This window comes from Terriglobus albidus (genome assembly GCF_025685425.1).
In the GTDB taxonomy this organism is placed as follows: domain Bacteria; phylum Acidobacteriota; class Terriglobia; order Terriglobales; family Acidobacteriaceae; genus Terriglobus; species Terriglobus albidus.
This window is the reverse complement of sequence record NZ_JAGTAS010000057.1, coordinates 339,383-361,459: the sequence shown is the minus strand read 5'-3', so window position 1 is coordinate 361,459 and position 22,077 is coordinate 339,383. Positions and strand designations below refer to the sequence as shown.

Below are 22,077 nucleotides of genomic sequence, written 5' to 3'. Positions count from 1 at the left end.
ACATCACGGCGTCCTCCTGACTTCGTGGATCGAAGACACACATACGGAGGCATGACCAGGTAGAAGCGAGGATCATCCATCGTGAGCACGATGGGGCTCTGGGACATGAGGGAGACTTCGGAGGACTCCCAGCGTTTTGGGAGACGAGCGGTTAATTGAGAGTGACGATACCGCGTGAGATCGCGTATCGAGTCAGTTCCGCAGTCGTGCGGATTCCCAGTTCATTCATGAGGGCGCTTTTATGAAACTCCACGGTCTTCGAAGAGATATTGAGTGATGCTGAGATCTCTTTGACGGATTTTCCCTCGGCGACAAGTTGCAATACCTCGCGCTGACGGGGCGTGAGCGTGTCAGGAAAGATATCGGATGCCTGACGGAGATCCTGCAGTGAGAGCGAAGGCAATGACGCCTTCAACAGCGATGTAACGTACGGCTTTCCGGCCGCGGCCCGACGCACTGCAGCGAGAATCTCTGTAGATGCCGATTGCTTTGCACAGTATCCAATACCACCGGCGCGAAAGGCCGCCCGGAGGTATTGGACATCGATTTGCTGCGTTACAAAAACAATCTGGGCTGAAGGAACCAGCTTTCGGAGCCGGCGGGCGGCTTCGATACCATTCAGCTCAGGCATCGCGATGTCCAGCAGTACAATATCCGGTTGAAGGCGGATCGCGTCCGTCAGTACCGACCTTCCATTCGACGAAATACCAACGACCTCGTACTCTGCATTGAGGAGCTGGCGAAGGCCTTCCGCGACCAGCGGGTGGTCGTCAGCGATCAGAATTCGGATTCTTCGCAAGGTGGGCTCCATTAGGAACGGTTACGGTAATTGAGACGCCCTCTCCGAGAGACGAGAGTATTTCAAAGCTGCCTCCCGCGATGCGGGCCCGCTCCTTCATTGAAATCAAACCAAGGCCATGCAAAGGGTATTCAGATTCCTGATCGAATCCGATTCCGAAATCTCGCACCGATAAGCGGATAGTGTGATCCTCACCGGTCAACATTACCTTAACGTGAGTCGGTCCGGCATGTTTGCCTACATTCCGAAGTGCTTCCTGCGTAATCCGATAGAGTGAGGTGCTGATAACCTGGTCGAGCTTTTCCGGAATATCCGATTCTGCGAACGTAGCCGGCATCTTTTCCCGCTCGCGAAAGTCGTCGACCAAAGCACGTACGGCAGCGGCAAGCCCGAGGTGGTTCAGGATGGAAGGATGCAGGCGGTGAGAGATGGTACGGATATCGTCGTTCAGTGCATGAAGCTGATCGTGGAGCGATGCCAGGTCCCGCTTTTCTTCCGGATTATTGGTTCGGCCTCGCCACGTATCACAAAGAATCTCCAGCGCTGAAAGCCGCTGGCTGATATCGTCGTGTAACTCACGGGCCACATACTGCCGTTCTTCTTCCTGTACCGAGAAGAGATGGGCCGCCAGCTCTGAAAGTTGTTCGCGTGCCTGCAATAACGTCTTTCCAGTCACTTCGACCTCGTTCTGAAGAGCTTCCTGCTGCTGGTTGAGTGCACGCTCAGCCTCTTTGTGGAGAGTGACATCTTCCAGCGTGAGTAAAAGAATCCGATCACCATCGGTTGATAGAGCCTGTGCTTTGATACTGATGGTCTTTCGCTGGGCGGTCGTGGATTCGTGTTCCAGTTCAATCGCGGTCCCTGCTGCGGATTTTGCGAGCTCGTGCAACTGCTCCGTAAGGCCATTGACACCCCAGAAGAGGTTAGCCAGATCAGGAAACGACCTTCCGATGAGGTCGCTATCCTTCATCTGTGTCAGCTCACGGAATGAGTTATTTACACTCCTGACGGTGCAATCGGCTTTGAGCACCACTACCGGGACGGGCACGCTTTGGACGACCGTATTGGCGAAATCGCGTGCTTCACGGAGCTCTTGCTGGCTGCTTCGGAGCTGATCAATATCGACCAGAAGAACCACCAGGCCTTCAATTTTGTTGTCCGTGGTGCGATAGGGGCGAACCCGCAGCAGATACCAACGGCCCTCGCGATCCTGTACTTCCACTTCGCGGGTTCCTAATGTATCAAGCACATCGAGCAGAATCGGTTCGATGTCGTCGATCGAGAGCTGGAGACGAAGCTCTGAGATCGAGCGGCCGATGTCGGAGGCCCGGACATTGAGGAGTCGCTCCATCGGCGGAGTGAACTGGCGGATGTGCAGGTTCTCCGTCAACATGAGCAAGGGCATATTGACGCTGGTCAGCAGGTTGGTGAGGTCATTGCCGGTCTGGGTTAGAACGGCATTCCGCTGCTGCAGCTCCTCATTGACAGTCTGCAGCTCCTCGTTCGCGGACTGCAGCTCTTCTTTGGTCGTTTCCAGCTCTTCGTTAGTGCTCTGGAGTTCTTCGTTGGCTGACTGAATCTCTTCGTTTGCCGAGACGAGCTCCTGATTGCGGGCATCTCGCTCTTCGATCAGTGACTGCAAATGAAACCGCGTCGAAGTCAGATCTTGACGCAGTTGCGCGATCAGTTTTTCCTTATCGTCGATCGACAACACCGGAAGTGCAGCCTGGTGGAAGGCCTCCGATTTGGATTTTGCTTCCGGAGTAGAAAACAGAATCAGAAAGCAGCGTGTTCTCGCTGTTGCGCTGGTAATTGGCAAGACATCGAGCTGCAATAACATCTCGGTGCCCTCCTCACTTCGCATCGGAATGGTGCTCGAGACAGGGATGTTTTCCTGAATGGAACGTTCCGTTGCCACCTTGACCTCTGCGGAGATATCTTCTCGAAGCACCCGCGAGAGGTTCCAGCTCACGGCGCCTGAGGCCAGTTCGACGAAGGGAGCTGTCTGTCCCCGTGCCTGCAGAACGTTCAGTCGATCATCGACGATCAGACCCGGAGGGCCGTAACGCGCGAGGACGATGCGATCGGCGGCTCGCTGTAGCTCCAATTCCGTCCAGCCCTCATTCATGAAAGAGCCGATGGACTCACGCATACCCATCGAGATATTGGTTACGGAAAACGCCTGGGTCAGGCTGTAAGGCCGCTGGGAGGAACCTCCGACTTTGGAGTAGATCTTGTATTTCCGGTCGACGGCATTAAACAGATCCGTGTAATCGCGCAGACTTTCCGACATGCCCAAGAGCATGTACCCATCCGGCTCGAGCGCATAGTGAAAGGTCGACATGACCTGTTTTTGCAGCGTCTGATTGAAATAGATCATGACATTCCGGCAGCTCAGGAAGTCGATGTGCGAGAAGGGTGGATCAATACACAGATTCTGGCGGGCGAAGATGCAGCAATCCCGCACTCGTTTGGAGACCTGATATCCGCTATCCACTTTGGTGAAGAAACGGCGCAGGCGCTCTGGCGAGATCTCCGCAGCGAGCGTCTCCGGGTAGATTGCCGTACGCGCCTGCTCAATCGAGTGTTCGCTGGCATCGGTGCCGAAGATCTGAACCGCGGTATCCATGCCGTGGGAGGTAAGGTATTCGAGCAATGTAATCGCCAGGGAATAGGCTTCTTCGCCTGTGGAGCATCCCGCGCACCAGATGCGCACCGGCTTCTCCGGCGAGCGATTCTGAAAGAAAGTTGGCAGGATATTGGTGCTGAGGGACAGCCAGAAATCCGGATCTCGGAAGAAGCGCGTCACGCTGATAAGGACATCTTCCTGCAGGACGCGCAGTTCGTCAGTCCGTATTTGAAGAAACCGGAGATATTCCGCGAGTGTTTCGATACGCAGCAGGATCATGCGCCTGGCAATGCGGCGGCGGATGGTCTCCGGCTTATATTGCCGGAGCTCGAGTCCAGACTGGCTGCGAAGCAGCTGGAGAATGCGGTTGTAACTCTGTTCGTCGGTGGGTGGCGCCTCGCCGGTCTCCAGGGATCGGACCTCGGGGCGGAAGAACTGGTGGGCCAAACGGGCCAGCTCTATGCCTAACTGCGCCGGCGGGACAATGAGGTCGACGTGGTCTGCCGCAATGGAGCTGAGCGGCATACTGCCCTGTTGCGCGGTTTCAGGCGACTGCACCAGGGCGATACCGCCTTCCCCTTTGATGGCCTTTAACCCCAGGGCTCCGTCGGAGTCTGCGCCTGAGAGCACCACTCCTATCGCGTGATTTCGCTGGTCTGCGGCGATCGAATAGAAAAACGCATCGATCGGCAGATGATGCCGTTCCCGGAGACGCTGCCTTTCGTGCAAATGGATCACACCATGCCGTAACTGCGCGACCTGATTCGGCGGCAGAACGTAGACGTGGTTGGGTTCCATCTTCTGCCCGCTATGCATGGCCTGGACCGGCATCTCAGTGTGCCGGGACAGGATTTCCGGCATGAAGCTCGGCTGGTCGGGGGCGAGATGGGAGATCACGGCGAACGCCATGCCCGTATCTTCGGGAAGGTTTTCGAAGAGTGAGACAAATGCCTGCAGTCCGCCGGCTGAGGCGCCCATGGCAACGACCGGGTACGGCAATGCCGGAGCCTGCTGCTCCTCACTGTTCTCAACGACCACGCTTACCTGAGGACCGCTTTCGCTGTCGCTGCTCGTGGCTTCGTCGGGGCCATCACTTACCTGCAAGGTATCCTGAACGAGTTCCAGATCCAGGTTCTGATCCTGCTCCGCGTGAGGGGCTTTTTCGTGAGCTGGTGTGCGCTGGGAGGTGTCTGCCATAAGAAATTCCTTTTGCTGTCAATAAATAGTAGAGGCAGGAAGGCACGGATTGCTGGCGTCACGTGACGCGTGCGTCCAAGGGACGTCCCTAGTCCTGCCAGCGTCATTAGAAGTGTATGCTCATTCGACCTCGGTGTGCGGACCACCATCAGGACGAGGATGTTTTCTTCGGTTTCGCCTTAGAGACGGAGTTGCTCAATTCCCGGAGAAGGCGAGTGACAGCCTCACCCGCATCCAGGTTTTCAAGGACGATGGGTATGACTCCGCGGCTGCGTAGAACCGCTTCCTGTGGGAGATCGTGCTGGTTCATCACAATGTAGGATAGTGGCCGCTGGTTGCCGTAAACGGAGTTTCTCCAGAGCTCCTGCAGGCGAAAAAGCAAATAGCGTGTATTGATGTCGTGAAGGCTGTAACCGATAAAGAGTATTGGACGGGCCAGACTGTCTGATCGTAGCCGCAGATCCAGCGGGCTCTCAAAGAGCATACGCTGGAAATAGCTCGACTCTGTGAGGACCAGCGACTCGTCATCTTCGAAGTCGCCGTGGAACTTGATAATCTCCGTCGCACCGGCTGCATGCTGAGTCAGGTCCGCCACGTTGGCTATCTTGTGAAACGGCTTTTTATATTGTTCGAAGGCCCGTTCCAGCCAACGGTCATAATTGGTGGTGTAGATGGTCGAGAACCCGATCTCTACAATGAGCCGGTGCAGCTCAGAATCTGCAATCGAAACGCTGTTAGGGTGCCAGGTGAGGTCCATCCAGCTTCTCAGAGGACCAAGTTTGCCATGTTTGAGAAGATACGCTTCCGCGATGATGGGATAGTCAGGGTATGCTAGCGCCGGTTGTTCTGTCCCGAGTTCCTGCGCCAGGTGCTTTACCAGTGCGGTAAAGTCCGGCAGGCCGAGATTCTGTGACGCGCCTCCGCCGACAAAAAGAATGAGTCGTTTCTGTTGCACGGCTTCGATGAGTGGTTCGAGTCCTTCCAGAAGCGAAGTTCCTGGTGAAGCGCGGCGCACAGTCTCTCCTCTCCCTCTGCATTCGGTACCGGTTCGATGCCAGATTGCAGGAAAGATGTTGCCGGATCAGTGGGGCGTCCGGATCGGTGGGGCGCATAAAGGCTACTAATTCGTGCCGGAGCCAAAGGAATGCACGTTTCCTGCATCCAAAGGTCCTCAGGACGTGACCGCATGTCATACAAGCTAGAAGAAGGTACTCCGACCCGGCTAGGGGCGTTATGGGATGGCGATGGAGTGAACTTCGCCTTGTTTTCTGCCAACGCGAGCAAAGTTGAACTCTGCCTGTTTTCGGAAGATGGGAAGACTGAGCTTGAGCGCATTGAGCTGCCCGAACACACGAACGAGATCTGGCACGGATACCTCCGTGGCGCCGGTTTCGGACAGCGTTATGGGTACAGAGTGTACGGTCCCTATGAGCCCACATCCGGATACCGTTTCAATCACCACAAGCTGCTTCTCGATCCGTATGCCTATGCGCATATCGGTGAGGTGGTGTGGAATCCCGCGATCTTTGGCTACAAAGTGGAATCGGGCGACGATTTGACGTTTGACGAGCGCGACTCGGCGCCATATGTCCCGAAGTGTATTGTCGTAGATCCCAACTTCGACTTCAGCGGAGAACGTCGCCGCAAGCGTATTGGATGGAGCGAGACCCTCATCTATGAGGCTCACGTGCGCGGACTCACCAGGAGATATCCCGGTATGCCGGAAGAGATCCAGGGAACATATGCCGGCGCCGCGGATCCGCAGGTGATTGCATATCTGCGGTCGCTGGGAATTACCTCGGTCGAGTTTCTCCCGATCCATACCTTTGTTGACGATAACTACCTGCTGGAGAAAGGACTCCGTAATTACTGGGGATACAACACCATTGGTTTTTTCGCACCGGATCCGCGTTATGCCTCCAATCGGCCAGACACGCTCAAAGAGTTCAAGGAGATGGTGGCCCGTTACCACGAGAATGGCCTCGAGGTCATTCTGGATGTGGTCTATAACCACACTGCCGAAGGCAACGAGAAAGGGCCCACCCTTTCGTTTAAAGGTATCGACAACGCCAGCTACTACCGCCTGGTGCCGGATCAGCGGCGGTACTATCTCAATGAGACGGGGACGGGAAACACGGTAAACGTGAGCCATCCCCGCGTCCTGCAAATGGTCATGGACTCGCTCCGTTATTGGGTCGAACAGACAAATGTCGATGGCTTCCGGTTCGATCTGGGTACGGTGCTGGGAAGGGAAGCGACGGGATTCGATTCCGAGGGCGGCTTTCTCAAGGTTTGTTCGCAGGATCCGGTACTTGCGTCCGTCAAGCTGATCGCTGAGCCATGGGACTGCGGTCCTGGGGGATATCAAGTCGGTGGTTTTCCTCCGGGATGGGCGGAATGGAATGATCTCTTCCGCGATACAGTACGGGATTTCTGGCGCGGAGAGGCAACGGCAGGAAAGATTGCTCCTCGCCTTACCGCTTCGGGGGACCTGTTTAATCACGGCGGCAGGCGGCCATGGGCCACAGTTAACTTCATAACAGCGCACGATGGATTCACCCTGAACGACCTTGTGACCTTCAATGACAAGCACAACGAAGCCAATGGCGAAAACAACCAGGATGGCAGCAACGATAACCATTCCTGGAACTGCGGCGTTGAAGGGCCGACGGAAGACCAGAAGATCAAAGATTTGCGACTGCGGCAGATGAAGAATCTGCTCGCCACGCTGTTCTTCGGGCAGGGAACGCCGATGCTTCTCGCCGGAGATGAGTTCGGTCGTACACAGCAGGGTAATAACAATGCCTATTGCCAGGACAATGAGATCTCCTGGATCGATTGGGAGATGCGAGACAAAAATCAGCAACTCCTGGAATTTGCAAAGTACGTCATCGGTCTGAGAAAAAAGTTTCCAGCTCTTCGTCGCCCGAGGTTCTATGTCGGGCAATATGACGAGGCCTTTGGCAGCAAAGATCTGCAGTGGCTTCACCCAAATGGTCAGGAGATGCAGGCTGAGCATTGGGATGACGCCGGCATGAAGTGTGTCGGCATGCTGCTGGATGGTCGAAGCAGGACCACAGGATTACAAATGGGGAGTGATAGCACGACGCTATTGCTGATTCTGAATGGGAGTGCCGATGCTGTCCCGTTCAGGCTGCCCGAGTGCGGCAGGAAAGGCTGGAATCTGTTGGTCGATACGAATCTCACAGTCACCGCCGGGCAAAGCACCCACGCACCCGGTACGGAATACGAGGTGACGGCACGTTCGCTCCTGCTGTTCTCTACTGAGCCGCAGGAACACTGAGAGGAACAGTGCTTCCGCGGAGCTGGGACTGCATCGTGGTAGGATCCGGGCCGAATGGGCTCAGCGCGGCAGCAGTGCTGGCACAGGCTGGCTATAGCGTGCTTGTTCTGGAAGCAGCGGAGGAACTTGGCGGAGGCGTCAAAACTCTTCCGCTTACCGTGCCCGGCTTTGCGCATGACGTCTGTTCTTCCATCTTCCCGCTCGCTGTCAGTTCACCTGCGTTTCGCGCCATGCCTCTGGAGAGCTTCGGATTAGAGTGGGTGCATCCGGAGGCTCCCCTTGCCCATCCCCTTGAGGGGGGACGGGCTGTTGTGCTGGAGCGGTCGCTGGAGGCAACTGCCAGGTCTCTCGAGGAGGATGCCGACGCTTACCGGAAGCTCCTTGGCACAACGGCAGAGAACTGGGACCGGTTGATTGGCATTATGATGGGCCAATCCGGCAGCTTGAAGACGCCCGGTGGACTGTTTCGTTTTGGCGCGTGGTCCACCCGTTCACAGACTCGTCTTATAGAGACGTTTCGCGCCGAACCGGCCAGGGCGCTGCTTACCGGCATCGCAGCTCATGCGAATCTTCCGATGACCGCTTCGCTCAGTGCCGGTTTTGGACTGCTTCTGGCTGCAAGCGGACATGGAGCAGGCTGGCCATTTCCTCGCGGGGGAGCAGGAAAGCTTGCCGCCGCACTCGTTGGCTATTTGAAGAAGTTCGGCGTCGCATTGCAGACAGGTTCCCGGGTTAACTCCGTCGATGAATTGCCGAAGTCGCGCCTTGTGCTTTGCGATCTTTCTCCGCGTGAACTGCTGCGCATCGCCGGTCACCGTTTCCCTGAGGGGTTTCGCCGGAAGCTGGCTGGATATACATACGGTCCAGGAGCCTTCAAGATGGACTGGGCACTTGACGCGCCTATTCCCTGGGAAGCCCCATCCTGCCGGCGGGCCGGGACGGTACACCTGGGCGGCTCTGCGGAAGAGATTCTGGCTTCAGAAGAAGCCGTGCAGCAGGGAAAGATCCCGGAACGGCCATTTGTCATCGCAGCACAGCATTCCCTCTTTGATTCTTCCAGAGCTCCGGAAGGGAAGCATACGGCCTGGGGATATTGTCATGTGCCGAACGGTTCCAATACTGATATGGCGGATCGTATCGAAACACAGATCGAACGCTTCGCTCCTGGGTTCAGAGATCGGATCCTGCGGCGCTCTGTTCGCGACCCAACCCTTCTGGAAGCGGATAATCCGAACTTCGTTGGCGGGGACATCGGATGCGGGCTCCATTCAGTGCGGCAGATGATTGCACGGCCATCATGGAGGGGCTATCTGACTCCCGATCCATCGATCTTGATCTGCTCGGCGGCAACGCTGCCCGGAACCGGCGTCCATGGAATGTGCGGCTACTTTGCCGCCCAGTTTGCCCGTCTGCGACTGCGCAGCAAATGAGTTATGACGCAGATATACCGTTGTCAACAAAATGGTGCGGCACCGCTTACTAAGGCTGTTCACGATTCCAGAATCATCTTCCATTCGGTGTCCAGGAAGATGGGTATCCAGGAAGGATGGGTGTCCCGGAGGAGCGAGCAGCGGCATTTTCATTGCGGAAAGCGCCCATAGGTGCGGAACCATACTCTAGACCTACAGGGAATGCTCTATCCGTCTCGTCTGTCATTTAGTGACAAAACTAGGTATATCCCTAGTCGAAACACTCGATTCTGAGGCGTATAAAATAAATGAACTCAAGGCTTGTAAGTTTTAATAAGTTATTGCTATAAAGATCGCGCTCTGAAGCACGTACACCAAAATTTCTCCCTACTGTAAAGGTGTCAGACGATGAGTCAGATTCTTAGCTCTTGGAAAGAGATCGCCTCTTTCTTTGGAAAGGGCGTTCGAACCGTACAACGTTGGGAACACAACCTTGGATTACCCGTCCATCGTCCCGAAGGTGCATCCCAGAACATTGTTTTAGCGCACCCTGATGAGCTTTCAGCATGGCTGAATGCCGGGCATAAACATGCCATGAAAACAGTCCTTCTGGTGGAAGCTGATCCCACGCAACGGACATTCATCGAAAGTTTTCTTTCGCTTTCGGGCTACGATGTGACCGCTTGCCAAGGTGCGGAAGAGGCAATGACCAAGTTGAATGAGCTGGAGCGGCTTGATCTCCTCTTGACCGGCCTGGACATCCCCGGAATGGACGGGATGGATCTGGTAAGACGTATTTGCGAAGCTCGCCAGCAGCTTTCCGCTATTGTCATGAGCACCGATACCGCACGGATCGAATCTCTCCGCCAGGACAAATCGAGCCGCTGTGAATTCCTCTGCAAGCCTTTTAATTTCACGGAATTACAGAAAACGATCGACTTGTGTCTGGGAGATAGTTCGCAAACCTCTGTCCGGAGGGTCCTGCACTTCCCCTCAGAGAATGCCTCTGGTCTTAGAACTGCACAGGCATCGTAACTCGAGCGCCTTTGGCACCCCATCCTGGGCGTCACCTTACGACATTCGCCCGTTTCCGAGAGCTTCGCCACAACCATCAAAAGGTATTTACCTTCCTAGGCAAAAGTAGAGCAATGAAGGAATGTATGCCTTCGTGGCGCTCAAGGAAGGTTGCGCGATGGTGGATTCGATCGTTCTCTGGAACGAGCCCAATAACTTATCTCACTGGAACTTCCATCTTGATCCGGACTGGCGGATCTATGCCGAGACAGTGCGATGCGCTTCGGAGGCTATCAGGGAGATTGCTCCAGATTTGCCGGTCGTCCTGGGAGGGGTGTCTTCCTGCGACGTCGACTTCCTTCGCCTGATGAAATCGTATGGCACTCTGCAGCATGTTGATGCTGTCGGTGTCCATGGCTTTCCATTGGATTGGAATCACTGGCGGATTGAAGAATGGCCGCAGAGGCTTCTGGAAGCCGGAGAGGTCAGCGAGCTACCTGTGTGGGTCACCGAGGTCGGCGCTTCCACCTTCGGTGCGGAAGAGATCGGCACCTTTGGGCTGAAGCGGACTCTGCAGCTACTACATGGCGCCGCAAGAGTCTATTGGTACTCTCTTTTTGATCTGCCTCCATCCTGGCCGGCGGAGACGCGGCACAAAGAGGCCGAAGGGTCCGCATACTACCGCCATTACTATCTCGGGCTATTACGTCACGACGGTTCTCCGAAGCCGATGCTCGAGGCATTTCCGGCAGATGGAAGCATTGGGATCTGCCAGTGGTTTCACTTTGAAGATCCGCGGCTGGAGAATGCCGTTCATTGGATGCATCGCCTCGGCGTGCGTCATTTGCGGACAGGCTTGAGCTGGGCGGATTTCTATCGACCGAATGCGGTTGCGTGGTTCGATCGCATGATGGAGGCGCTGGCGCCATTTGAGGTGGCTGTGACGTTGTGCTTCACACCTGGCCATCTCGGACTGGAAGAGCACCATACGAGCCCACCCAGAGACCCTCGGCAATTCGCTGAATTCGCGGCCTGGGCAGTAGAGCGCTATTGCCTTGCATCACCGGAAAAATCACCTGTCGAGGAGGCATTGGCACGCGCATGAGCAAACATGTGTTGATTACGGGAGGGGCGGGATTTGTTGGCTCGCATTTGGCAGACGGCCTGCTTCAGGCAGGGCATAGAGTGCGTGTGCTGGATAACCTGACTCCACAGGTCCACTTGGGAGGAGTTCCGGAGTATCTTTCGCGGAATGTGGAACTAATTCGGGACGATGTGCGAGATGCAGATGCGATTCGGCGAGCGCTGCGGGGAATCGATGTTGTATATCACTTTGCAGCCGCCGTCGGCGTAGGACAGTCGATGTATGAAATCAGCCGCTACATGAGCATCAATACACAGGGAACGGCCGAGTTACTGCAGGCCATTCTTGATTCCAAGCAAACATTGGAAAAGGTTGTGGTCGCTTCGTCGATGTCGATCTATGGCGAGGGGCGTTACAAATGCCTCGAGTGCGGCATGGATGCAGCGCCGCGGGTTCGATCCATCGATCAGCTGAGGTCTGGGGCATGGAACCCCCGCTGCTATCTTTGCCATGCGGTACTGACACCGGTTCCGACCAATGAGAGCAAGCCATCCGAGATCAATTCGATGTATGCCCTTTCAAAGCGTGATCAGGAAGAGATGTGCCTCATCTTCGGAAGAACGTACGGTGTTCCAGTGACCGCATTGCGGTTCTTCAATATCTACGGGACGCGCCAGGCGCTCTCAAATCCTTATACCGGAGTTGCTGCCGTCTTTGCTTCGCGCATGCTCAATGGCAAACAGCCGCTCATTTTTGAAGATGGTGAACAGATGCGTGATTTCGTGCACGTTCAGGACATCGTGAGAGCGAATATGCTCGCCATGGAAAGGCCCGAGTCCAACGATCACGTGATCAATATCGGTTGTGGTGTCCCGATTACGATTCGGCAGGTAGCAGAAAAACTCGCCCATGCTCTGGGTAGAGAGATCCTGCCGACGGTATCTCACAAATATCGAGCCGGTGACATTCGCCATTGTTTTGCCGACATCTCGAAGGCGAGGAAATTACTGGGCTACGAGCCGAAGATCTCGCACGAGTGTGGCTTTGCGGAACTTGCGGCGTGGCTGGCGCACCAGGAGCCTGAGGACCGCGCCGACAAGATGTTGACCGAGCTGGCTGCATTCGGGCTGACGGCATAAGACTAACTGCTGCGGTAACAGAGAAAGGCAGTAAGGGATGTCAAAACTATCCTCAAGACCGGTATTGATCACTGGTGGCGCCGGCTTCATCGGCTGCAATCTGGCGGAGCGTCTGCTGACAGAAACCGATCTCACTGTTCGTATCTTTGACAATCTGTCTCGTTCAGGTACGGAACGCAACCTTAAATGGCTCCGAGCGATTGCTCCCCAGGGAAGGCTGGAATTCGTTCATGCCGATATTCGCAATCAGCACGCGGTGACGGAGGCTGTTCACGGCGTTGGAGAGATCTATCACTTCGCCGCTCAGGTCGCCGTAACCTCATCGATCGATGATCCGGAAACCGACTTCGCGATCAACGCCCAGGGAACATTTCACCTCCTTGAGGCGGCACGGCGCTCAAAGATGAGCCCGCTTCTATTGTTTACCTCAACCAATAAAGTCTATGGAGCCCTGCGCAACGTGCCCGTAGAACGCCGCGGCTCCCGCTACTGTGCCGCCATCCCAGGATTCTGCGGAGTGAACGAGGAGCAGCCCCTGGACTTTCATTCGCCGTACGGCTGCTCCAAAGGCGCGGCGGATCAGTACGTGCGTGACTATGCCCGTATCTTCGGGATTCCTGCTGTTGTTTTCCGCATGTCGTGTATTGCCGGGAAGCGCCAGTTTGGCAATGAGGATCAGGGCTGGGTCGCACATTTTCTTTATTCCGCACTGACAGGCAGCCCAATCGCTATTTACGGCGATGGTTGCCAGGTGCGCGATGTGCTTGATGTGAGTGATCTTGTGAATGCGATGTGTGCTGTTCGGCTGCATCGCGACCGATGTGCGGGCGAAGTCTACAACGTCGGCGGGGGACCATCCCGTGCGATCTCTCTAAGAGAGCTGATCGCGCAATTGGAGAAGATTACAGGAAGTCGCCTGCGTCTCGACTATCGGGCTACCCGTGCCGGTGATCAGCCCCTTTATGTTTCCGATACCTCCCGACTCTCGCGAGACACAGGGTGGAGGGCACGGGCATCACTGGAAAAAACGCTTCGCGATATTCATCTCTTCTGGAAGGAGCATCTCTCTCCCGCTCCATCGGAACTGCCAAATCTACCGTTCGAGGTGAAGGTGGCATGAAGTTTGCTCTGGTAAATCCGCAATGGTCCTTCGCCGGTTCAACCTACTTTGGTTGTGCCGAGCCGCATTTTCCGCTTGAGCTGCTTTCGGCTCAGGAGAATCTCCGCCAGGCTGGACATGAGGCTTTGCTGATTGATGCGAACATGGAGTTGCTGAATCCGTGCGAGGTACGCACACGTCTCGACCGGTTCAACGAGGACTTCCTGGTAGTACCATCAGCACCTTCATATCTGTTCTGGCGTTGCCCTCAACCGGAACTCAGAGTGCCGCGCACCTGGATCGCAGAGCTGCGGAAAGAGTCCACAACGGTGCTGATTGGACCGCACGGTTCGGCAACACCCACGAGTGCAATGTCCAAAACCGGGGTGGAGATCATCCTGCGGGGAGAGCCGGATGAGACGCTTCCACTGCTGGCCTCCATGCCGTGGGAGATGGTACCCGGGTGCTGCTGGCGCGACGAGCTGGGACGTATGCGCATGGCCGAAGGGCTTGGTGTGACAAATATGAAAGACCTTCCGGCTCTCGACTACGCGGCGTATCCCGTGGAGCGGCACCATCATCTTCACCACGTCTTTCGCGGCAATGGAGGAGACCACCTCAAGCTTGGCGCCGAAGTCGAGTTCGCCCGTGGCTGTCCTTATTCCTGTAGCTTCTGCAACAAGACCCTGTTTCGCAATAAATTCCGTGAACGCGATCTGGCCGCCGTCCTTGCAGAAATAGATCAGCTCATTGGCCGGGGCGTGGATTACATCTACTTCATCGACGAGATCTTCGGTGTGGGCAAGCAGGTACGCCACCTACTGGAGGAACTTTCCACGCGGCCGCTCGCGATCGGCTTCCAGACTCGTATCGATCTTTGGGACGAGGAATCTCTGGATCTGCTCCAGCGAGCTCACTGTGTCTCTTTTGAATGCGGTATCGAATCCATTACTGAGGAGGGAAGGGACGAGCTCAATAAGAACTGCCGGCTTTCCACCGAACATATTCAGCAGCTCCTGGTCTGTGCCAGGAAACACATCCCCTGGGTTCAGGCGAATCTCATTGCAACGACGAAAGACGATCCTGCGGCCGTCCAGAAGTTTCAGGCATACTTGAAATCCGCGGGAGTGTGGGTCAGCGAACCTGTCCCGATGTTTCCGTTCCCCGGAAGTCCCCAATACGTCCATACGTTTGGAGCTCCTCCTGACGACGGCGCCTGGGAGCGAGCACATGCCTTCTATCTGCAGAACTTTGCGGACCGCGGCTATAGCGACATCCAGGAACAACGGCCTCTATCGCTGAGGGAGCTCGAATGCGCATCCTGATGACTACCGATACGGTCGGCGGCGTCTGGACATTTACTCGGGAATTAGTGCAGGGATATCTTGAGGCGGGCTGTGAAGTTCTCCTCGTCAGCTTTGGCGGCCGGCCGTCTGCTCTGCAGATGGTGACATGCGAAGAACTTCTCCATAAAAGCCATCGTCGTTTTCGCTACATCCCGTCGGAACTTCCGCTGGAGTGGATGACGGAAAACGGTTTGGTTCAGGATCAAGCATTCCCTTTATTGCGATCTCTGGCGGAGGACTTTGGTCCGCAGGTAATTCATAGCAGTCAATACTGCTTCGGCGGGCTCTCGGACATGGTTCCAACGATAGTAACCGCGCATAGCGATGTATTGAGCTGGGCAGCAGCTTGCCGAAAAGAGGAGCTTCCCGCTAGCGCCTGGCTGCACAACTATATGCATTTAGTCGAGCACGGTCTAAAAAAGGCTACCGCGATTGTGGCGCCCACGTACTGGATGGCACAAGAGTTGGAGCGCCGATTTGGATATGGTTCCGAAGCCGAAGTAATCACAAACGGACGTTTGCTTGAGTGCGACTGCGCTGGCCCTAAAGCAATGCAGATGATAACAGTGGGCAGGATATGGGACGAAGCAAAAGGAATTCATACTTTGAACGACGTCACTTTTCCTATCCCCTATGTGATCGCTGGATCAAGGCAGCATGAGAGCAACCGGCTGCAACGTATTCCGGGAGGCGCCACCGTATTGGGCCCGATCTCCGCGATGGAGATCATAAAGCTGTTTTCAATGAGTTCCATTTATCTTTGCAGCTCGATCTATGAACCCTTCGGGTTGGCTCCGCTGGAGGCCGCTCTTTGTGGGTGCGCGCTTTTACTGAGAGATATTCCAAGTTTGCGTGAAGTGTGGCAGGATGCGGCTACGTACTTTTCAGACCCCTCCGAGCTGCCCGCGCTCGTCAGCGAATTGTCGAGCGACATCGAGAAGCTCCAGAAGTTGCAAGATGCAGCGCGAAACAGAGCACAGCTATTCAACCGGGAGCAGATGGTGAGGGGTTATCTCCAGCTGTTCAACAAGTTCGTTTCAGCAGCGCAGGGTATTCGCCATGCAGCGTAAATTCCGCATCGCGTATTTCGCGCATTCAATCCGCTCGGACTGGAATAACGGCAATGCCCATTTCCTTCGGGGGCTGATCCGGGAGTTGATAGCCCTCGGTCATGAAGTAGTGGCGTACGAATTGTCGGAGAACTGGTCGATCCAGAATCTTGTTCTGGAGAGCAAGGGACGCAGGTCCGTGAATGACTTCCACCATCGATTTCCAGAGATCGTCGTGCGGCTCTATAGCGATCAAACCCTCAAGGATGATGCTCACTGGAAGCATGAATTGAGGGATACGGAGATCGTGATCGTGCACGAGTGGAACTCTCCTGCCCTTACACAGATGCTACTGGCGCTTCGTAATGAGCTAAGGTTCAAGCTGCTGTTTCATGACACTCATCATCGCGCCTCTTCTGATCCTGAACAGATTCACTTGTTGGGTGTTAGCCGGTTTGATGGTGTCCTGGCATTTGGTGAAAGTCTTCAGCATCTCTATATCGAGACGCTCGGGATGAGAAATACCTGGATCCTTCACGAAGCAGCGGACACGAGCGTATTCCATCCACTCTGTTGCCCGGAAAAGAAACATGATCTCGTATGGATCGGCAATTGGGGCGATGATGAGCGGTCGCAGGAGATCTGTGAATTCCTGGTCCGTCCAATATCCGAGCTGCAGCTGGTTTCACCGGTGGTCTTCGGTGTGAGGTATCCGGAACGGGGAATCTTCGCGCTTGAAAACGCCGGAATCACATTTGGGGGATACCTTCCAAACCTGGATGCGCCGGAGGTCTTTTCTGAGTCGCGGCTGACGGTCCACATTCCTCGCCGGCACTATGCAACTGCCATGTACGGCATTCCCACGATTCGGGTGTTTGAGGCCTTAGCCTGCGGCATTCCCTTGATATCAGCCCCCTGGCAGGATATCGAACATCTGTTCCGGCCAGGCGATTTCCATTTCGTGCGAAACGGCGAGGAGATGCGCAAAACGATGGCACACCTGTTGAATGATTCCGCTGCGGCAGAAGAACAAGCCTTGAGAGGTCTGGAGACGGTGTTACAGCGTCACACGTGCAGGCATCGCGCTGAAGAACTGACGGCAATCTGCGAGGAGGTCTCGCGATGAAGATCTTCGCCGTAGGTTCCAGCATTTTATCGTCCTACTGGAATGGGGCGGCCACGTACTATCGCGGGATCTATAAATATCTGGCGAAGCGCGGTCATGAGATTGTCTTCGCGGAACCCGATGCATTTGGTCGCCAGCAACATCTCGATGAGGGAGATTTTTCCTATGTCCGCTCGATCGTGTACCAACCTGGAACGGAAGAAGAGGTGATAGATAACAGCAGTGATGCAGATATCGTCATCAAGCATAGCGGAGTCGGGACTCATGATGTGATTCTTGAGAGATTGGTCGCGAATCTCGCCGAGTACAAGCCATCGTTTTTCTGGGATGTCGATTCTCCAGCTACGATCGCTCGTCTCACAGCCGATCCTGCGGATCCGTTTCTTACTCTGATCCCGTGCTTCGATGCCATACTCAGCTACGGCGGCGGACCGGAGAGTTGTTCGGGCTATTCGAGCTTTGGCGCGCAAGCCTATTACAACGTTTATAACGCGCTCGATCCCGAGACTCACTATCCTGTTCCTCCAGTCCGGTCCTATGACTGTGATCTCGTCTTTCTCGGCAATCGCCTTCCCGACCGGGAAAAGCGAGTGGATGAATTATTTCTAACTGCGGCGGAGCAGGCTCCGGAAAAGCGGTTTGTTCTTGGAGGTGAGGGCTGGGCGGATAAGACAATCCCTCAAAACGTCCGCTGGATCGGCCACGTCCCCACCGAAATGCACAATGCAGTTAACTGCTCTGCTGGGTTTGTCATGAATATCAACCGGTCTTCCATGGCGTCGTTTGGATTCTCGCCCCCAACCCGCATGTTTGAAGGTGCGGGCGCCGGAGCCTGCATGATCTGCGACGACTGGAAAGGGATCGACGACTGTTTCGAACCAGGGAAAGAAGTTCTTGTCGTACAGACGGCAAGCGATGTCGTGAAGGCGCTTCGTGAGACCTCTCCGGTGGAAAGACGGCAGATAGGGAAGGCAGCGCTGCAGCGAGCCTTGCGGCAACATACCTATGCCAGGAGAGCGCAACAGGTAGAGAAAATCTTTAGGGAACATCTGCATCAAAGATCTCAGACGATCAGAAAGGTCCCGGCATGAAGATCGTAATCTTTGGTCTGACAATTACATCGTCCTGGGGAAACGGTCACGCGACGACATATCGTTCTCTTGTGAGAGCCCTTGCGGCGCGTGGTCACACAGTGCATTTCGTGGAGAAAGATGTCGAATGGTACCGGAGCAACCGCGATACGGCGGAGTTTCCATGGTGCACCGTTCATCTCTACAGAAGCTGGCAAAGATCGCGTCGCCGATTGCTCCAGCTTGCCCGCGATGCGGACAGCGTCATTGTTGGCTCATACTTTCCAGATGCAATCGTTGCGACTCAGGCTCTGCTGGAGCATGACTGCCGGCCGCTGCTCTTTTACGACATCGATACGCCAATTACAATCGCCCGGCTTCGTGCATACGGCAGGACTGATTATCTTGAGGCAACGTATGTCCCGGCCTACGATGCATATCTGTCGTTTTCGGGAGGGCCAATCACGAATGAGATAGAACGCAGGTTCAAGTCTCCCAGGGCGATTCCTTTTTACTGCTCGGTCGATCCTGAGATTCATCGCCCCCGGAAGACCAGGGAGAGGTTTCGCTGTGATCTGAGCTATCTCGGGACCTATGCGTCCGATAGACAGCAGAAGCTCTCTGCCTGGCTTGATGGAACCGCCAGATCAATGACGGATATGAAGTTCATCGTTGCGGGGCCTCAGTATCCGACGACCCTTGAGTGGTCCAAGAACGTACGACATATCAACCACGTAGCGCCCGCGCAACATCCCGCGTTTTATTCCTCTTCGCGGTTTACACTGAATCTCACGCGAAAGGAGATGATAACGGCAGGCTATTCTCCGTCGGTACGTCTCTTTGAAGCAGCCGCGTGTGGCGCGGTCATCATCTCCGACAGATGGCACGGTATCGAGGAGTTCTTTACACCCGCGCGGGAGATACTGCTGGTCGATAACGAGAGGGAGGTCGTCGATGTTCTGGCCAGCCTCTCTGAGGAAGAACGGTTGCGCATCGGCAGGGATGCGCGAGATCGCATTCTGAGCGAGCACACTTCTCTGCATCGTGTTCTTCAGTTTGAACGGATCATTGAGGACTGTTCTGCGGGCAAGTCTCATCCCATCAGGTCAGAAAACGAATTCAGGCAGATCTCGGGGCTACAGGCAGCAAGCTCTACGGCGGAAAAGATGCCAGTCGCTACCGCTAATACAGGGACGTGATGATACTTCGCTGCTTCGATATCGGCAGGTGTATCGCCTACGATGAGGATCGACGTGTCTTTCCCCATGTCTTCCCGTACTCGTGCGAGTGCCTCCGCGAACACGTCCCTGCGAATCTCGTGACGATCGCTCCAGGCGGCGAATTGAAAGTACTCGAATAGTCCTGCGGATCGCAGTTTGATTGTCCCAATCGCTTCGAGATTACCGGTAGCCACTCCGAGATAGGCCCTGCGGCTCCGAAGGTGTAGAAGCGCTTTGTGGATGGCTTTATGCGGTCGGGCGCATACCTGCTCGATTCGCGCATTCACATAGGTGGCCATCTGGCTTCGCATCTCCGCTAGTCGATCTCTCCACATCTCATCCGGCAGACCCCCTTGTCGCAGAGCGTCACGAAGGATGCCTATGTCGGTATTTCCATGGGTGGTTACTCCGTCAAGATTCATGGGACGGCCTGCGATAGTTGTGAGCACATCGCAGAACGCGAAATAGTGGACCGCGTCTACACATTCGAGTAGTGTTCCATCGATATCGAACAGGTAAGCGTCGAAACGATCCCAATTCTCTCTCATGCGGCCATGATCTCCTTCCTTCGATCTCGGAGCGCAGCTTCCACGGCCCTGATCACTGGCTCCCACGTCCCTGGGCGATGTTGGCGAAACAAACGGACGGAGGAATACCAGGGGCAATCGGAGCGGGAAACCAGCCAACGCCAGTCGGCTGCATGTTGCAACAGCACCCACGTAGGGATATCGAGGGCGCCGGCCAGATGGGCAACTAGTGTATCCACGGTGATGACGAGATCGAGGTGAGAGATTACCGAGGCGAGCGAGAGCAGTCCATGCTCGCAAGCGCGGCAGTCTCGTAGGCGGCCCTGAAAGGGAAGCTCGCTCCACTGACGCCTTGCGGGGCCCCCCTGCAAGTTCCAGAACTCAAGACCATCCATCTCAAATACCGGCAGAAGCTGATGCAATGGGATGCTTCTTGCGCTGTCCCACGAGCCCGCCTGCCACACGACACCGATACGTGGTCTTCGCCTGGGGCCTAGTTCGAATAGGGCCGACTCGATGGCCTTGTGTGGCAGAGGAAGATAAGGCGCTGGAGGAATAGAATCCACTGTGGACCGAAAGAGGTAGGAGAGTTCCGTCACCTCCACCTGCACATCCCAGTAAGGTTCTGGCTGATGCGGGGTAATCCAGGAGATCACATTGTTGTCACCCGCCACGCAGGCTGCGAGTTCCATCAGTTCTGGAGGGGTTTGGACGATGACGTTTTTTGCCCGCATACGCAAAGGGGCGATATAGCGGAGTTGCTGTACCGCATCTCCCAGGCCGTGCAAACACCGTACGATGACCCGCTGCTCCCGAATATCCTGTCCTTGCCAGAAGCGATGCGGGTCCGGGATACCCCGGGAACGAATGGCGTCGCTCTCTTCCCATGCGTGTTCGAACTCACCCAGAAGCATCCACGCGAACCAGCGACCGCAGGCACATCGATCGGGATCAGCACCCATACGCTCCGCCAATGTGAAGCAGGCGAGCGCATCATCCAGCGATCGCAGCTCCAGATACTGCTCTGCAAGCTTGAGCGTGGAATGGATGATGTTCATCGAGTCACATCTTTCGCAGGAAAGACACAGTGCGGTCCGTCGGGTGGGACAGGAATCTCCCGCCGGCTACATACATAAACCTCCTCTTCGGGGTGACTAAGGATATTGAAGCCTGCCGAGCGTAACATCGCCTCAACGCACGCACGATTCGGAACCCACCAGTTTGTCGGGTCATGGGCGTAACTATGCTCAATGAAATGCATCCGCGGATAATCAGGGCGATCGAACAGGCCGGTTTCGGAGAAATCGTAATCCTTTGCTGTCTGGACGATCTCATTGCTCCCTCGCTGAAGACTTTGAAAAACGAGAAGATCTTTTGCGGCGAATTCGTGAATCAGATCCAGAGCAAGCAAAGGATGACGAAGATGATAAAAAACTCCCATAAACAGGACGAGATCGAAGCGTTCCTGAAGAAGAGCGATATCCCAGACGGATAGATTTTGGAAGTCGATATCGACATCTTCTATCTCAGCGGCGAGCTTCGCCTGCTCCAGATAGCGCTCGTCAGAATCGATGCCCAGAACGCGAGCTGCGCCACGACGTTTCATCTCCAGCGAGTAGAATCCCGCATTGCACCCGATATCGAGCACTGACTTACCACTCAGGTCTTCCGGGATCGCTGCACGGAACCTCTCCCACTTCACGCTCGGATAGTCGCCAAGAAAATGAGCGGGAGCTGTTTCTACGCCCGCGAGGCGAAGGTTATGGAACCACGGAGCAAGCTCAGAGATCTTCGATTGAATCGTTTGCTGTGTCTCGTTGTTCATCGCCACCGGTAACTCAGCTCGTGGAAAGGCTTGTTTGAGCTAAGTGCATCTTCAGACGTAGCGAAGGGTGCATCTGTTGGTCAGCCGCCAAAACGTGTGTACGTCAGATTGCGTCACAAATCTCATGGCGCCAGCCTAATCCAGCCATTTGTTTTATGTCGCACGTCTGCTTCGCTTTTTTCGGCAGGTTCTATATAGATCCATCTACTTCCCGCATCTGAGTACTGTGTATCGGCGCTC

General features: G+C 55.3%; 17 protein-coding genes. 11 read left to right on the top strand and 6 right to left on the bottom strand.

Features of this window, described 5'->3' with window-relative positions; all coding sequences use genetic code 11:
• Positions 1-151: 151 nt before the first annotated feature.
• The 3 genes from OHL21_RS17745 to OHL21_RS17735 form a co-directional block, all read right to left on the bottom strand.
• On the bottom strand, positions 152-799 hold the full coding sequence (locus OHL21_RS17745) for a response regulator (protein ID WP_263418629.1): 648 nt from the start codon (positions 797-799) through the stop codon (positions 152-154).
• On the bottom strand, positions 771-4,625 hold the full coding sequence (locus OHL21_RS17740) for a CheR family methyltransferase (RefSeq protein WP_263418628.1): 3,855 nt from the start codon (positions 4,623-4,625) through the stop codon (positions 771-773). The genes OHL21_RS17745 and OHL21_RS17740 overlap by 29 nt, the downstream gene beginning before the upstream one ends.
• 148 nt (positions 4,626-4,773) lie before the next feature.
• The gene (locus OHL21_RS17735; RefSeq protein ID WP_263418627.1) at positions 4,774-5,640 is read right to left on the bottom strand and encodes an SIR2 family protein; all 867 of its coding nucleotides are present in this window, start codon (positions 5,638-5,640) and stop codon (positions 4,774-4,776) included.
• A 171-nt stretch (positions 5,641-5,811) separates the two neighbouring features.
• On the opposite strand from OHL21_RS17735, the gene glgX reads away from it, so the two are divergent.
• From glgX to OHL21_RS17680, 11 genes are all read left to right on the top strand, one after another.
• Positions 5,812-7,929 (top strand): glycogen debranching protein GlgX, encoded by a 2,118-nt coding sequence (gene glgX, locus OHL21_RS17730; protein ID WP_263418626.1) that lies wholly within the window; start codon positions 5,812-5,814, stop codon positions 7,927-7,929.
• 35 nt (positions 7,930-7,964) lie between these two features.
• Positions 7,965-9,359, top strand: a complete 1,395-nt coding sequence (locus OHL21_RS17725) for a phytoene desaturase family protein (RefSeq protein WP_263418625.1) — start codon at positions 7,965-7,967, stop codon at positions 9,357-9,359.
• A gap of 387 nt (positions 9,360-9,746) precedes the next feature.
• Positions 9,747-10,373: a response regulator gene (locus OHL21_RS17720; RefSeq protein WP_263418624.1), complete on the top strand. Its 627-nt coding sequence runs from the start codon at positions 9,747-9,749 to the stop codon at positions 10,371-10,373.
• 157 nt (positions 10,374-10,530) lie between these two features.
• A complete protein-coding gene (locus tag OHL21_RS17715) occupies positions 10,531-11,457 on the top strand; it encodes a glycoside hydrolase 5 family protein (protein WP_263418623.1) in 927 nt (308 codons plus the stop codon).
• Positions 11,454-12,575, top strand: a complete 1,122-nt coding sequence (locus OHL21_RS17710) for an NAD-dependent epimerase/dehydratase family protein (protein WP_263418622.1) — start codon at positions 11,454-11,456, stop codon at positions 12,573-12,575. The genes OHL21_RS17715 and OHL21_RS17710 overlap by 4 nt, the downstream gene beginning before the upstream one ends.
• 37 nt (positions 12,576-12,612) lie before the next feature.
• Positions 12,613-13,695 carry a GDP-mannose 4,6-dehydratase gene (locus tag OHL21_RS17705; protein ID WP_263418621.1) on the top strand — a complete coding sequence of 361 codons (1,083 nt, stop codon included), beginning with the start codon at positions 12,613-12,615 and terminating at the stop codon, positions 13,693-13,695.
• Positions 13,692-14,999: a TIGR04295 family B12-binding domain-containing radical SAM protein gene (locus OHL21_RS17700; RefSeq protein WP_263418620.1), complete on the top strand. Its 1,308-nt coding sequence runs from the start codon at positions 13,692-13,694 to the stop codon at positions 14,997-14,999. Before OHL21_RS17705 ends, OHL21_RS17700 begins: the two co-directional genes overlap by 4 nt.
• Positions 14,987-16,090, top strand: coding sequence for a glycosyltransferase family 4 protein (locus OHL21_RS17695; RefSeq protein WP_263418619.1), 1,104 nt, complete (start codon positions 14,987-14,989; stop codon positions 16,088-16,090). The genes OHL21_RS17700 and OHL21_RS17695 overlap by 13 nt, the downstream gene beginning before the upstream one ends.
• Entirely contained in the window at positions 16,080-17,195 is a 1,116-nt protein-coding gene (locus OHL21_RS17690) for a CgeB family protein (protein ID WP_263418618.1), read from the top strand. Before OHL21_RS17695 ends, OHL21_RS17690 begins: the two co-directional genes overlap by 11 nt.
• Positions 17,192-18,286, top strand: a complete 1,095-nt coding sequence (locus OHL21_RS17685; protein ID WP_263418617.1) for a CgeB family protein — start codon at positions 17,192-17,194, stop codon at positions 18,284-18,286. The genes OHL21_RS17690 and OHL21_RS17685 overlap by 4 nt, the downstream gene beginning before the upstream one ends.
• Positions 18,283-19,464, top strand: a complete 1,182-nt coding sequence (locus OHL21_RS17680; RefSeq protein ID WP_263418616.1) for a CgeB family protein — start codon at positions 18,283-18,285, stop codon at positions 19,462-19,464. Before OHL21_RS17685 ends, OHL21_RS17680 begins: the two co-directional genes overlap by 4 nt.
• On the opposite strand, the gene OHL21_RS17675 is transcribed toward OHL21_RS17680, so the two are convergent.
• The 3 genes from OHL21_RS17675 to OHL21_RS17665 are packed head-to-tail and all read right to left on the bottom strand — an operon-like array spanning position 19,359 to position 21,837.
• Positions 19,359-20,033 carry an HAD family hydrolase gene (locus OHL21_RS17675; protein WP_263418615.1) on the bottom strand — a complete coding sequence of 225 codons (675 nt, stop codon included), beginning with the start codon at positions 20,031-20,033 and terminating at the stop codon, positions 19,359-19,361. The two genes, OHL21_RS17680 and OHL21_RS17675, sit on opposite strands and share 106 nt — an antisense overlap.
• Entirely contained in the window at positions 20,030-21,070 is a 1,041-nt protein-coding gene (locus tag OHL21_RS17670; protein ID WP_263418614.1) for a glycosyltransferase family 9 protein, read from the bottom strand. Before OHL21_RS17670 ends, OHL21_RS17675 begins: the two co-directional genes overlap by 4 nt.
• On the bottom strand, positions 21,067-21,837 hold the full coding sequence (locus tag OHL21_RS17665) for a TIGR04290 family methyltransferase (RefSeq protein WP_263418613.1): 771 nt from the start codon (positions 21,835-21,837) through the stop codon (positions 21,067-21,069). Before OHL21_RS17665 ends, OHL21_RS17670 begins: the two co-directional genes overlap by 4 nt.
• Positions 21,838-22,077: the final 240 nt, after the last annotated feature.